General features: G+C 65.0%; 11 protein-coding genes. 6 read left to right on the forward strand and 5 right to left on the reverse strand.

Translation table 11 applies throughout. From position 1 onward, the window contains the following. Positions 1-4: 4 nt before the first annotated feature. The gene (locus HMPREF2990_RS11650) at positions 5-1,297 is read right to left on the reverse strand and encodes a cell division protein PerM (RefSeq protein WP_070764769.1); all 1,293 of its coding nucleotides are present in this window, start codon (positions 1,295-1,297) and stop codon (positions 5-7) included. A 228-nt stretch (positions 1,298-1,525) separates the two neighbouring features. Here HMPREF2990_RS11650 and HMPREF2990_RS11655 point away from each other — a divergent pair, with 228 nt between their 5' ends. After that, the gene (locus tag HMPREF2990_RS11655) at positions 1,526-2,248 is read left to right on the forward strand and encodes a M23 family metallopeptidase (protein ID WP_070764770.1); all 723 of its coding nucleotides are present in this window, start codon (positions 1,526-1,528) and stop codon (positions 2,246-2,248) included. A 251-nt stretch (positions 2,249-2,499) separates the two neighbouring features. Continuing rightward, complete coding sequence (locus HMPREF2990_RS11660; RefSeq protein WP_070764771.1) at positions 2,500-3,192, forward strand: M23 family metallopeptidase; 693 nt, start codon at positions 2,500-2,502, stop codon at positions 3,190-3,192. Between the two features lie 9 nt (positions 3,193-3,201). Here HMPREF2990_RS11660 and pcrA read toward each other — a convergent pair whose 3' ends face one another. Beyond that, a complete protein-coding gene (gene pcrA, locus HMPREF2990_RS11665) occupies positions 3,202-5,520 on the reverse strand; it encodes a DNA helicase PcrA (protein ID WP_070764772.1) in 2,319 nt (772 codons plus the stop codon). A 98-nt stretch (positions 5,521-5,618) separates the two neighbouring features. Between pcrA and HMPREF2990_RS11670 the strand changes: the two genes are divergently transcribed. Beyond that, a complete protein-coding gene (locus HMPREF2990_RS11670) occupies positions 5,619-5,912 on the forward strand; it encodes a chorismate mutase (protein WP_038589172.1) in 294 nt (97 codons plus the stop codon). Between the two features lie 22 nt (positions 5,913-5,934). On the opposite strand, the gene HMPREF2990_RS11675 is transcribed toward HMPREF2990_RS11670, so the two are convergent. Beyond that, complete coding sequence (locus HMPREF2990_RS11675; RefSeq protein WP_038589170.1) at positions 5,935-6,258, reverse strand: antibiotic biosynthesis monooxygenase family protein; 324 nt, start codon at positions 6,256-6,258, stop codon at positions 5,935-5,937. An 88-nt stretch (positions 6,259-6,346) separates the two neighbouring features. Here HMPREF2990_RS11675 and pgi point away from each other — a divergent pair, with 88 nt between their 5' ends. The 3 genes from pgi to HMPREF2990_RS11690 all read left to right on the forward strand — a co-directional run bounded on the left by pgi (position 6,347) and on the right by HMPREF2990_RS11690 (position 10,177). Then, positions 6,347-7,984, forward strand: coding sequence for a glucose-6-phosphate isomerase (pgi, locus tag HMPREF2990_RS11680; RefSeq protein WP_083317174.1), 1,638 nt, complete (start codon positions 6,347-6,349; stop codon positions 7,982-7,984). A gap of 10 nt (positions 7,985-7,994) precedes the next feature. Then, the gene (locus HMPREF2990_RS11685; RefSeq protein ID WP_070764773.1) at positions 7,995-9,482 is read left to right on the forward strand and encodes a glutamate-cysteine ligase family protein; all 1,488 of its coding nucleotides are present in this window, start codon (positions 7,995-7,997) and stop codon (positions 9,480-9,482) included. Positions 9,483-9,550: 68 nt separating this feature from the next. Further along, the gene (locus HMPREF2990_RS11690; RefSeq protein WP_210399986.1) at positions 9,551-10,177 is read left to right on the forward strand and encodes a DedA family protein; all 627 of its coding nucleotides are present in this window, start codon (positions 9,551-9,553) and stop codon (positions 10,175-10,177) included. Here HMPREF2990_RS11690 and HMPREF2990_RS11695 read toward each other — a convergent pair. Both HMPREF2990_RS11695 and HMPREF2990_RS11700 read right to left on the reverse strand, forming a co-directional pair. Beyond that, positions 10,149-10,985, reverse strand: coding sequence for a DNA-formamidopyrimidine glycosylase family protein (locus HMPREF2990_RS11695; RefSeq protein WP_070764774.1), 837 nt, complete (start codon positions 10,983-10,985; stop codon positions 10,149-10,151). The two genes, HMPREF2990_RS11690 and HMPREF2990_RS11695, sit on opposite strands and share 29 nt — an antisense overlap. A 19-nt stretch (positions 10,986-11,004) precedes the next feature. Further along, complete coding sequence (locus tag HMPREF2990_RS11700; RefSeq protein WP_070764775.1) at positions 11,005-12,273, reverse strand: ATP-binding protein; 1,269 nt, start codon at positions 12,271-12,273, stop codon at positions 11,005-11,007. Positions 12,274-12,297: the final 24 nt, after the last annotated feature.

Genomic DNA, 12,297 nt, shown 5'->3' on the forward strand with positions numbered 1-12,297 from the left:
TAGCTTAGTCGCCCTCAGGCTTTGCGGCTTCAGGGGCCGGATGCTTCTCGACGCCACACTCCCGCGCCCACGCCACACACCACACCAACAGCGCGATCACGGCCACCCACGCGAACATGAGCCCGCCGAGCATCCAGTAGGTCGGCCCGACCGTGCCGTACGCGCCCGCCACACCGGAGGCCAGCGCACCAAGCACGAGCCCGTAGACGCCGGACCACGCCCCGATCGCGCCCGCGGTGGCCGCACTCGGGCGCACCTTCCACAGCGACGCGACGATCACGGCCGCCGGGATCACCATCGCCACCGGTGCCCAGGCAGGCACGCTCGCCGGCACCGCAGCGAGCAGCGGCAGCGGCGGCAGCGCCACATTGCCGGTAACGAACAGGGAGGTCGCCACGCCCGCGTACTCGAAGGCACCGCCGAGCAGCACCGCGAGCGTGGCGATCGCCGCATTCGGCAGGTAGAGCAGGCAGACAAGCAGAAGCCACACCCCGCCGGTGGCCCCGAGGTTGGGGAAGCTCGCGATGGCCTCGCCCACGCGCTGGTAGTTAAACGCCAAGAGGATGAGGAATACTGCCCCACCGGCGGCGAGCAGGTTGCGGGTGGCGTCTGCGGCGGTGAGCGCGGCGTCGATAAGCATTGGCGGGACGCTGATTCTTTTCGCCAGCGCGCGCCACAGCACGGTGCGCAGGCCGAAGCAGAAGCCGATGAAGTGCAGCGCGAGCGGGTAGCTCAGCGCTTGCCACGCGGGCGGGGCGCTGGTGGCGTAGACCTCCGAAGCATCCGCGACCATAAACAGCGCGATGGCGGAGAGCACGAGCGGGATGGCGAGCGTGAGCCCGAGCAGCGCCCACAGGTCCAGGATGCTCACGCGGTGTTCGGTGGCCGCGCGCACTCGGGTCGCCACCAGCGCGACGACGCCTACGGCGGGCAGCAGCGGGACTGCCCCCAGGGTGACCCCGTCGATGGTGGCGGGCACACCGTGGCCGACGAGCCAGAACTCGCCGATCGTCAGCGGCAGATACGGCAGGGGCCAGCCGCCGATCAGGAGCACCGCGAAGCACACCGCGACGGCACCGAGTGCGAGCACCGCGTTCGGCACAATGGCGAACGCGAAGTAGTGGCGGAGGCGCTCCTGCCAGGTTTCCGGCGCTTTCGTATTGTCGCGCTTCGGGGCGCGCTCGGCGCGCTGCGACCGTGCCTTGGAGCGGCTGCGGGCGGCGGCGCGGTCGCGGGTGCGGCTATCGCTGCGCGCGCGTGATGACGGGGCGGACCGGGGATTCGAATTCGTGCTCATCGTCAACTAACTCTGCCACCTCTCCCCTTATCGCCTGAACTACAACACTCCACCGGCCCGCTACACCCGGATGTGTAACGAAAAGTGAGGTAGGCAACGATTAAGAATTTTTTGAGGAATCCAGTTGCCTTACCGAGACCAATTCGTTACAGTAACCACTCGTAGATAACAGGAAGGTTACAATCCGGGGCCGCCAAGGTCACGGAGTCGGATTTTCTAAGGGGACCTATGTTCAAGGCATCGAAGCAGGGCGGCAAGCACCGGAAGCAGTCTCCCAATAAGGGTCGCGTCGCCATGGTAGCCGTGGCAACTGGTGCAGTCTCCACCGCCGGCCTGAGCGGTGCCGCAGCGGCAACACTCGCCTCCGAGGGCACCGCTGCGAACGACGTCGCACTGGCTGCAGATACCGACCAGCTGGTCGCCGATGCAACCTCCGCCCTGGAGTCCGCCCCGCAGATCCTGGCGATCTCCGAGTACAAGCCGGTAGTCAACCTGGCCGACCAGCTGGACAAGGCAGTCGCCCACTCCGATGAGGTAGCCAAGGCCGACGAGGCCGCTCGCGCACCGCAGGTCGCTCGCCCGGCAGAGGGTGCTTTCACCTCCGGCTTCGGTCCGCGCTGGGGCTCCTTCCACTACGGCGTCGACATTGCGAACGCCCCCGGCACCCCGATCCTGGCTGTCATGGACGGCACCGTGATCGACTCTGGCCCGGCCCAGGGCTACGGCAACTGGATCCGCCTCAAGCACGACGACGGCTCCGTGTCCGTCTACGGCCACATGCAGAGCCTCGACGTTGCTGTCGGCGAGCGCGTCACCGCTGGCCAGAAGATCGCCGGCATGGGCAGCCTCGGCTTCTCCACCGGCTCCCACCTCCACTTTGAGATCCACCCGGACGGCGACACCCCGGTCGATCCCGCTCCGTGGCTGGCACAGCGCGGCATCCAGCTCTAGGCTCATTCCTCTTCGCCCCGGCACTGTTGTGCCGGGGCATTTTTGCGTTTCTTGCCGGTGACGCACCACCCTCGACCAGCCATCACACTGGTAACAATTTTCACTCCAGTAACAGCGCGCTGGCCTGCGCTAACGACTGAAAATGACACACCTTTTCGACAAAACTGCACGTCAAGGCGTTGCTTGGGCGGCAAATGCGCGCTAGATTCTAACGCGGTATTCGCTTTCCTAAAAGAAAAGGTTTGGAGCACATGCATCGTCGCCTGCTTCCCGCGGTCCTGGCCGCGGCGCTTGCGTTTTCCGCCACGCCGGCCATCGCAGCCCCAGCGTTCACGCTCAACGGCGCACCCGTCGCCACCCAGCAGGAGGCAGTACAGCACCTCGCTAACGCCGCCGACTCCATCCTGAAGGACGGCGCGACGCTGACCGTGGGCGACTACAGCATCGTCTACGACCCCCGCGCCCTCGGCCAGGAGATCAGCAGCCAGTTCACCCCCGACGCCGGCACCAGCAACGGTGGAGTGACCATGCAGCGCGGCCGCACCTCCGACGGCCGCACCGTAGTCACCCCGACGACGGGCACCTTTACCTCCGGCTACGGCCAGCGCTGGGGCGCGATGCACCGCGGCATCGACATCGCCAACAGCCTGGGCACCCCGATCTACTCCGTCATGGACGGCACCGTGATCAACGCCGGGCCTGCCCAGGGCTTCGGCAACTGGGTCGTGATCCAGCACGACGGCGGCGAGGTCTCCGTCTACGGCCACATGGCGCACTACAACGTTGCCGTCGGCCAGCGCGTGCGTGCCGGCGAGCAGATCGCCCAGATCGGCAACGAAGGCCAGTCCACCGGCCCGCACCTCCACTTCGAGATCAAGCCGGACGGCGTAAACCAGGTCGACCCGGTGCCCTGGTTCGCCCAGCAGGGCATCCGGATCGCCTAAGCAGCCTAGCTAGAGCTTTTCCATCGGCACCCCGCCGATGAGCATAAGCCGCACGGTGCCGGAGGAACCGAAATCCACCGTCACCGTCTCGCGCACCCCGGATCCCTCCACCGTGAGTACGGTGCCCAGCCCGTACTTGGCGTGGTTGACGCGGTCGCCCGGCGCGAGGTCGAGGTGCTTGTTCACCCGCACCCCGCCGCTGCGGCCGGCACTCGGGCGGCGGTGGGCGCGCTGCCCGCCGAGCGGGGCGGGTTGGCCCCATGCATCGGAGCTGCCGGCAGGTTCGGTCCTGCGCCAGTCGATGAGGTCCTCCGGGACCTCTGCGAGGAAGCGACTGGCGGGATTGGTCACCGGGTTGCCCCAGGAGGAGCGCAGCATCGCGCGGGTCAGGTACAGCCGCTGCTTGGCGCGGGTAATGCCCACGTACGCCAGGCGGCGCTCCTCGGCGAGCTCGTCCGGGTCGCCCAGGGCGCGCAGGTGCGGGAACTGCCCGTCCTCCCAGCCGGTAACAAACACGGTAGGAAACTCCAGACCCTTGGCGGTGTGCAGGGTCATCATGGTCACCACGCCCTGCTCGTTGTCTGGCAGCTGGTCCGCATCCGCAACGAGCGAGACTTTCTCTAGGAAGGCCTGCAGGGAGCCGGGGGCCGGCTCACCTTCCTCCATGACGGAGTCCAGCTCCTCGTCCGTCATGTAGGCGATTTGGTTCGCGGCCTCGGAAGAGAACTCGCGCGCCACGGAGACCAGCTCGTTCAAGTTGTCCAGGCGCGCCCCGTCCTGCGGGTCGTTCGAGGCTTCCAGCTGCTCGCGGTAGCCGGTCGCGTCCAGGATCCGGGAAACGAGCTGGCCAAGGTCCGGCATGCCGGTGGCCTCGTTGCGCATCTCGGGCATTTCTCTGCGCAGCCCGTCCATCAGCTCCACAAAGCCGGCGATGGCGTTTTTGCCGCGGGATGCGAGCATGTCGACCTTGCCCGCTGCGGCGTCGATAAGCGCCTGCCCAAAGCTGATCCCCTGGTTCTCCGCGTGCAGCGCGACCATGGCCTGCGCCTTGTCGCCGATGGCGCGCTTGGGCACGTTGACGATGCGGCGCAGGCTCACGGTGTCATCCGGGTTGTCCAGCACCTTCATGTAGGCGACGATGTCGCGGATCTCGCGGCGCTCGTAGAAGCGCGTGCCGCCGACAACCTTGTACGGGATGCCGGAGCGGATGAAGATGTCCTCCAGCGCGCGGGAGGCGTTGTTGGTGCGGTACATCACCGCCATGTCGGAGTACGGCACGCCGTGATCGGCGAGCTCGTCGATCTCGGCGGCGATGAAGCGGGCCTCGTCGTGCTCATTGTCTGCGACGAATCCGATGATCTTCTCGCCTGCGCCGTGATCCGTCCACAGCTTCTTCGGGCGGCGGCCCTCGTTCTGCGCGATCACCGCGTTCGCCGCGTTCAGGATGTTCTGGGTAGAGCGGTAGTTCTGCTCCAGCAGGATCGTGCGGGCGTTGGGGTAATCGCGCTCGAACTCCTCAATGTTGCGGATCGTGGCACCGCGGAAAGCGTAGATGGACTGGTCCGAGTCGCCCACCACGGCCAGCTCGGGCGCATCCGGTCCGGTGCCGACGAGCGTGTGGATGAGTTCGTACTGCGCGTGGTTCGTGTCCTGGTACTCGTCCACCAGCACGTGGCGGAAGCGGCGGCGGTAGTACTCGGTGACCTGCGGGTGCTCCTTGAAGATGCGCACGACCTCCCCCACCAGGTCGTCGAAATCGAGCGCGTTGGACTGGCGCAGCCGCCGTTGGTACTCGGCGAATACCTTCGCCACCGTGGTCTCAAAAGGGTTGCGGGTTTGCTCCGCCTTCGCCAGCGCCTCGTCCGGGCCGATCAGCTCGTTCTTCAGGTTAGAGATGGCATTCGCCAATGTGCGCGCCGAAAACTTCTTCAAATCAAGGCTAAAGTCCTTCGCGATCATGGAAAGCAAACGGCGAGAATCGTCCGCATCGTAGATGGTGAAGTTTGTATTCAGCCCCGGCACGAGCTGCGCCTGCTGGCGCAGGATACGCACGCACACGGAGTGGAAGGTGGCCACCCACATCCGCTCCGATTCCGGCCCGACGAGCTGGGCTACGCGCTCCTTCATCTCTGCGGCGGCCTTGTTGGTAAAGGTAATGGCGAGGATCTGCCACGGTGCCACTCCGCGCTGTTGTAAAAGGTAGGCAATACGGCGGGTAAGCACCGCGGTCTTGCCGGAGCCTGCGCCGGCGACGATGAGCAGCGGAGAGCCTTCGTGCTGCACGGCAGCCTGCTGCTGAGGGTTGAGTCCTAAGGTGAGATCAGTCATGCACCTCAGGGTACCCACCGCCTACAACATCGCCTGACGGTTGTTCGAACATGCTGGTTGGATTGGCTTGCTTAGGCAGCGTGGCATAATGCAAGACCATGAGCGATTTTGCAATCCGCATGCCCTCCGGCACCGATGACCCCTTATCGGACGCGGAGATTCAGCAGTACCGCAAGGAGATCGACCGGCTCGACCGGGTCATCCTGGACGCGGTGAAGCGCCGCGCGGAAGTCTCCCGCGCGATCGGCAAAACCCGGATGGGTTCGGGCGGCACCAAGCTGGTACACACCCGCGAGGTCGCCATTATTAACCAGTTCCGCGACGAGCTGGGCGAGGAAGGCCCGGCGCTGGCCAACATCCTGCTGCGGCTTGGCCGCGGGAAACTGGGCTAGGCAAAACTGGGCTAGGCCCCCTTTAGTCGCGCTCGAGCGAGTCGAGCACGACGTCAAACTCGAGCAGCTCTGCCTTCTGCGAGACGGGTTTCTTCGGTGCCTCGCCGGAATCGCCGTGCGCGTGCGCGGCCTGGCCAGCACCCTCCCACCAGGCTTGGTAGGCGGCCTCGTCGGCCCAGCGGGTGACCACAAAGTAGCGGTCCTCGCCCTTCGTCGGGCGCAGCAGCTGGAAGCCTTCGAAGCCGGGCTGGGAGTCGATGGCGTGCTTGCGTGCGGCAAAGCGCCGCTCCAGTTCCTCGCCGGCACCTTCGGGGACAGTAATCGCGTTGATCTTCACAATGCTCATGGGCCCCATTATGCACATTCCGGGCGACTTGGTGACGGGTTTTTGACTACCGTGGGTCGTATCCAATCCGATCTTTGCTGGAGGAATGATGACCGACATTACGTCCACGTCTGCCTGGAAGAACCTGGAACAACTGCACGCTGAGAAGTCGCAGACCACGCTGCGCGATCTCTTCGCGGCCGACAGCGGGCGCGCGCAGACGCTCAGCTTCGAGGCAGCCGGGCTGCATGTGGACATGTCCAAGCAGCTTATCGACGCCGACGTGCTCCACGCCCTCACCCAACTCGCCGACGAGGCGGGCCTGGCAGAAAAGATCGAGGCGATGTTTGGCGGCGCCCACATCAACAACACCGAGGACCGCGCCGTGCTCCACACCGCGCTGCGCCTGCCGGCGGAGAAGGACCTCGAAGTTGACGGCCAGGACGTGGCCGCCGATGTGCACGAGGTGCTGGGCCGGATGCGCGATTTCGCCTCCGCGCTGCGCTCCGGCGAGTGGCTGGGGCACACCGGCCGCACGATCAAGAAGGTGGTCAACATCGGCATCGGCGGCTCCGACCTGGGCCCAGCGATGGCCACGAAGGCGCTGCGTGCCTATGCCACCGCCGGGATCACCGCCGAGTTCGTCTCCAACGTCGACCCGGCAGACATGGCCGCGGTGCTGGACCGCTGCAACGCCGAGGAGACGCTGTTCATCATCGCCTCGAAGACTTTTACCACCCAGGAGACGCTGACCAACGCGCACGCGGCGAAGCGCTGGCTGCTCGACCAATTCGACGGTGATAAGTCTGCGATTGCTAAGCACTTCGTCGCGGTCTCCACCAACGAGAAGAAGGTCGCCGAGTTTGGCATCGACACGGCCAACATGTTCGGCTTCTGGGACTGGGTCGGCGGCCGCTACTCCATGGACTCCGCGATCGGCCTGAGTCTCATGGCCGTAATCGGCCCGCTGGACTTCATGCGCATGCTCGAGGGCTTCCACGCGATGGACGAGCACTTCCGCACCACCGAGTTCTCCCGCAACGTCCCGGCCCTGATGGGCCTGCTCAACGTGTGGTACCGCAACTTCTACGACGTCCAGACCCACGCGGTGCTGCCGTACTCGGAGGACCTCTCGCGCTTCCCCGCTTACCTGCAGCAGCTGACCATGGAGTCCAACGGCAAGTCCGTGCGCCACGACGGCACCCCGGTTGCTTACGACACCGGCGAGATCTACTGGGGCGAGCCGGGCACAAACGGCCAGCACGCATTCTTCCAGCTCCTCCACCAGGGCACCACCATGGTCCCGGCCGACTTCATCGGCTTTGCCCGCCCCAAGGAGGACTTCCCCACCGCCGACGGCACCGGTTCCATGCACGACTTGCTCATGGGCAACTTCTTCGCCCAAACCAAGGTGCTCGCCTTTGGCAAGGACCAGCAGACGATCGAGGCCGAGGGTGTCAGCTCCGAGCTGGCCCCGCACAAGGTCATGCCGGGCAACCGCCCCACCACCACGATCCTGGCTGAGGAGCTCACCCCGTACACCCTGGGCGCGCTCGTCGCGCTCTACGAGCACATCGTGTTTACCGAGGGCGTGATCTGGGACATCAACTCGTTTGACCAGTGGGGCGTGGAGCTGGGCAAGCAGCAGGCCAACGACCTGGCCGCCGCGGTCGCGGGCGCCGAGGCCCCGGACACGGGCGACGCCTCCACCGACGCACTGATCGCCTGGTACCGGAGCAAGAAGTAGGTCACACGCTATGGGCGAGCAGATCTCCTCGGACTCGTACACCCCGCGCCAACGTTCGGTGTACCGCCGCCGCCTCGAGGAAGAACTCGAGGTCTTCGACCGCCACCTGCAGGAGGCGGAGTTTGTCAGCCACGGCACCATCGGGCTCGAGCTCGAGCTGAACCTGGTGGATGAGCAAATGCTCCCGCACGCCAACAACCAGGCTGTGCTGGAGCGCCTGGGTGACGAGTACCAGTCGGAGATCGGCGCCTACAACGTGGAGCTGAACCACCCGCCGCTGTCAATTGGCGGAGACGGGCTGGTGCAGCTCGAGCGCGGCCTGCGCCAGCGTCTCGACGCGGTGCACGCCGCGGCGTCGGCAGCCGGCTCCCAGGTCGCAATGATCGGCACGCTGCCGACGATGACCTCGAAGTTTCTCCAGGAAACCGAGTGGATGACGCCGGAAAACCGCTACGCGGGCCTGAGCAAATCCATCATGGACACCCGCGGCGAGCTCGTCCACCTCAACCTGTGGCGCGAGGAGCGCTACCGCCACGATTTCGAGGACATCGCCACCGAATCCACCTGCACCTCGATCCAGCTGCACTTGCAGGTCGCACCGGACCGCTTCGCCAACGCGTGGAACGCCTCCCAGGCGATCGCCGGGGTGCAGGCAGCGCTGAGCGCGAACTCGCCGCTGTTTATGGGGCATCGCCTGTGGCACGAGTCCCGCATCCCCGTCTTCCAGCAGTCCATCGATACCCGCACCCAGGAGCTGATCAACCAGGGCGTGCGCCCGCGCGTCTGGTTCGGCGAGCGCTGGATCACCAGCGTCTTCGACCTCTTTGAGGAGAACGTGCGCTACTTCTCCCCGCTCATCCCGGAAGGCCGCGTACAGGCCGGCGCGCCGTTTATGAAGGGAGAGAGCCCCGGGCTGCACTACCTCAACCTGCACAACGGCACGATCTGGCGTTGGAACCGGCCGATCTACGACCCGAACACGGAGCTATCCCACATCCGCGTGGAAAACCGCCTGCTGCCCGCGGGCCCAACGGTCAAGGACATCATCGCGGACGCCGCCTTCTACTACGGCATGGTCAAAGCACTCAGCGAGCAGACCCGCCCCGTCTGGTCACGCCTCAGCTTTGCCGAGGCCGAGCACAACTTCCGCGAGGGCGCGCGCCACGGACTGACCGCGCAGCTGCAGTGGCCCACGCTCGGCACCATCGACGTCACCGAACTCGTCACCGACCACCTCCTGCCCATGGCGCGCGAGGGCTTGGCGTATCTCGACGTCGACCCGGCCCTCGCCGACGAGCACCTCGGCATCATCGAGGGCCGCGCACGCACCCGCCAGAACGGGGCGATGTGGCAGCTCAACGCACTTAACGCGATCGCGCCGCAGTCGCGCCCGGCGACCAAGGAGCGCGGCGAGGCGCTCGCGCGCATGCTCAGGCAATACATAGCAAATCAGCAGTCCGGCGCGCCCGTGCACACTTGGTCTCTCGAGGTTCAGTAAGGCACAATAGGCCGTTGTTTTATGTAACCGTTCAACGCCGCGCGCCTTTTCGCGTATAAGGAGTACCTGTGCAAGCAATCGTCGACTGGATTGTCAACCTAATGGAGGTGCTCGGCGGTCCAGGCGTCGGTATCGCCATCCTCCTGGAGAACCTGTTCCCGCCAATCCCCTCTGAGGTTGTCCTGCCGCTGGGTGGTTTCACCGCCGCGCAGGGCTCGGTCACCTTTGCCTCGGTGCTGATCTGGTCCATCATCGGCTCCGTGGTTGGCGCATACATCCTCTACGGCGTCGGCGCGTGGCTGGGCGCGGAGCGGCTGCGCAAGATCGCCGACTGGATGTGGCTGGTCAAGGCCTCCGATGTGGACGCCTCGCTCGAGTTCTTCGACCGCCACGGCAAAGCGTCGATCTTCTTCGGCCGCCTCATCCCGGGCATCCGCTCGCTGATTTCCATCCCCGCCGGCCTGGACCGGATGAACCTTGTCACTTTCGGCCTGTGGACCACGCTGGGCTCCGGCATCTGGAACACCATCCTGGTCTCGCTTGGCTACGCGCTCGGCGACCGGTGGGAGATGGTCACCGAGTACGTCGACGCCTACTCCAAGGTCGCCTACGTCATCTTGCTCCTCATCATCGTCGGCTTCTTGGTCTTCTTCATCCGCCGCAGCATTAAGGAGCGCAAGGCCGCCGCGAAGTAGCGTTCCACCCTCCCGAAGGCTCGGGCTGGCACCGCGGGCACCACCAAATCACCCGCTCCAAGTCCCCCTCCCCGCCGAGGAACCCCTTGGCAATCAGCGTGCCGCAGCGCCTGCACGGTTTGCGGTTGCGCCCAAACACGTAGCTCGTCTCCCCCGCGCGCTTGATCCCAGTGGTCACCCGCACGGGGGAGTCTTTGTTTGCCCACATCAGGCGGCGCGCAAGGGCCACATGCTTTGCGACGTCCACCTCCCCCACCTTGGCCGCCGGGTGGGTCCCCGCCAAAAAGTTGATCTCGGCGCGGTACTCGTTGCCGATCCCTGCAAGATTGCGCTGGTTAAGCAGCGCGCGCCCGATTTCCATGTCCGGGTTCGCCTCGATGCGGCGCACCGCCTCTGCCGCGTCAAAGTCCGGGTCCAGAAGGTCCGGGCCCAGATACCCCATCTGTTGGATGTACTCGCGGGCCGGGAAGACTCGGACGAGTCCGAGCCAGAAACCGACGAGTTCGATGTCGGGGCGGTTGGCGTCGCTAAGCGAGAGCACCACGCGGGCAGCATGGGCGGGCTTGCGCCACCGCTGGCCCGCGCGGTGGAAGGCCCAGGTGCCCTCCATCTTCAGGTGCGTGTGCAGGATCTCCGGGCCGAAGCGCATAAACAGGTGCTTGCCGTAGGGCCAGACCTGCTCGCAGGTCATGCCCGAGAAATCGACGGTGGCGAAGCGAGGTACGCGGATGCTGGTGCGCGTGACCTCGCGGCCGGTCATCCATTGCAGGCGCTTGGAGAGCTGGTAGACGGAATCACCTTCGGGCATGGTGCGATTGTAGGCCGCACTACGGCCGGAGTTGGTGGAGCGGGAAGGTGACAACGCCCTCGCCGAGCGGCGCAGTCACGCCAGTGCCAGTGATGACCGCGCAGAACGTGGGCGGACCAGCAACATGATCGATCGACGCTATTGCTTTCTTGAGCGACGCTGCGCCTCGCTCCACCCCGCCAAAGCCGGTTTTGACCTCTACGGCCGCCCAGCGGCCATCGGGAAGCGTGAGCACAGCGTCGATCTCGTTACCATTAGAATCCCGATAGTGGTGGATTGCACCACCCATCGCCTCAACCATCACGGCAAGGTCATGAATCACTGCGGACTCAAATAAGAAACCGGTAGTTTCCGGATCCGCAGTTAACGAGGCAGTGGTCGCCCCAAGTGCCGCGATAGCCAGCCCCGGATCGGCAAGGTGATACTTCGGAGATACACGCAGCCGCGCCTTCGAGCGGAGCCGTGGAGCCCACGCTGGTACAGCTTCAACGACAAAAATTCTTTGCAGGCTATCCAGGAGTTTATTCACTGTTGGCAGCGAGATGCCAGGGCTGACGGCCTCCAGATCCTTTCGCAGCTTCGAGACAGCGACTTCCGCAGCGGTAGACCTCGCAATCGCTGCGATGAGACGCTCGGTGGCGAGCGGTGTGACGCGCAAATCCGCCACGCGTTGCATATCCGAACGCGCGGCCTCAGACAGATAACCGCGCAGTTGCGTCAGCACAATATGCTCGTTGCCTGGCTGATACCCAGGGAATCCCGGGAGGAGTAAATCTGTGATGACCTGCTCGTAAGAAATCTGGCTGAAGTCCGGCTGCAACTGTTGCTCTTCAAACAGCCCGTTGAGAGACACAGCTGGCGTGTAGTCTGCCTTTTCAAACAACGTAAGTGTGCGCTGCCGCAAACGGAGAAACCGGCCAGCACCAGTGTGCCGAGTGATATTGTCCGCGGGCACCGCAGAGCCAGCGAGGATGAACTGCCCCGGCTCTGCTGCTGCGTCTACTTCCCGACGGACGAGGTTGAACAGGTCAGGCGCAGTCTGCCATTCATCAAGAAGCCGCGGACGGGGCCCCTCGAGCACAGCCTGCGGAGCAAGCTGAGCAACCTGGTTTGTCGCGGGGTCATCAATCAACGCATACGACGCACAGTGATGCAGACTCGTCATTGTCTTTCCGCAGCCACGAGGGCCTTCAATGATGACGGCACCGCTTGCCTGCAACAAGAACTCGAGCCGCGCATCGACGATTCGTGGTCGGTACCTGCGTCCTGCCAGCTGTTTCGTGTCCACATTCGCTCCAATTTAATGTTTTGC

This window comes from Corynebacterium sp. HMSC071B10 (assembly GCF_001814825.1).
In the GTDB taxonomy this organism is placed as follows: Bacteria; Actinomycetota; Actinomycetes; order Mycobacteriales; family Mycobacteriaceae; genus Corynebacterium.

Excerpts from the sequence above, each read along its gene's own strand:
- HMPREF2990_RS11650 (WP_070764769.1), bottom strand. The coding sequence starts at position 1,297 with ATGAGCACGAATTCGAATCCCCGGTCCGCCCCGTCATCACGCGCGCGC.
- HMPREF2990_RS11655 (WP_070764770.1), top strand. The coding sequence starts at position 1,526 with ATGTTCAAGGCATCGAAGCAGGGCGGCAAGCACCGGAAGCAGTCTCCC.
- HMPREF2990_RS11660 (WP_070764771.1), top strand. The coding sequence starts at position 2,500 with ATGCATCGTCGCCTGCTTCCCGCGGTCCTGGCCGCGGCGCTTGCGTTT.
- pcrA (WP_070764772.1), bottom strand. The coding sequence starts at position 5,520 with ATGACTGATCTCACCTTAGGACTCAACCCTCAGCAGCAGGCTGCCGTG.
- HMPREF2990_RS11670 (WP_038589172.1), top strand. The coding sequence starts at position 5,619 with ATGAGCGATTTTGCAATCCGCATGCCCTCCGGCACCGATGACCCCTTA.
- HMPREF2990_RS11675 (WP_038589170.1), bottom strand. The coding sequence starts at position 6,258 with ATGAGCATTGTGAAGATCAACGCGATTACTGTCCCCGAAGGTGCCGGC.
- pgi (WP_083317174.1), top strand. The coding sequence starts at position 6,347 with ATGACCGACATTACGTCCACGTCTGCCTGGAAGAACCTGGAACAACTG.
- HMPREF2990_RS11685 (WP_070764773.1), top strand. The coding sequence starts at position 7,995 with ATGGGCGAGCAGATCTCCTCGGACTCGTACACCCCGCGCCAACGTTCG.
- HMPREF2990_RS11695 (WP_070764774.1), bottom strand. The coding sequence starts at position 10,985 with ATGCCCGAAGGTGATTCCGTCTACCAGCTCTCCAAGCGCCTGCAATGG.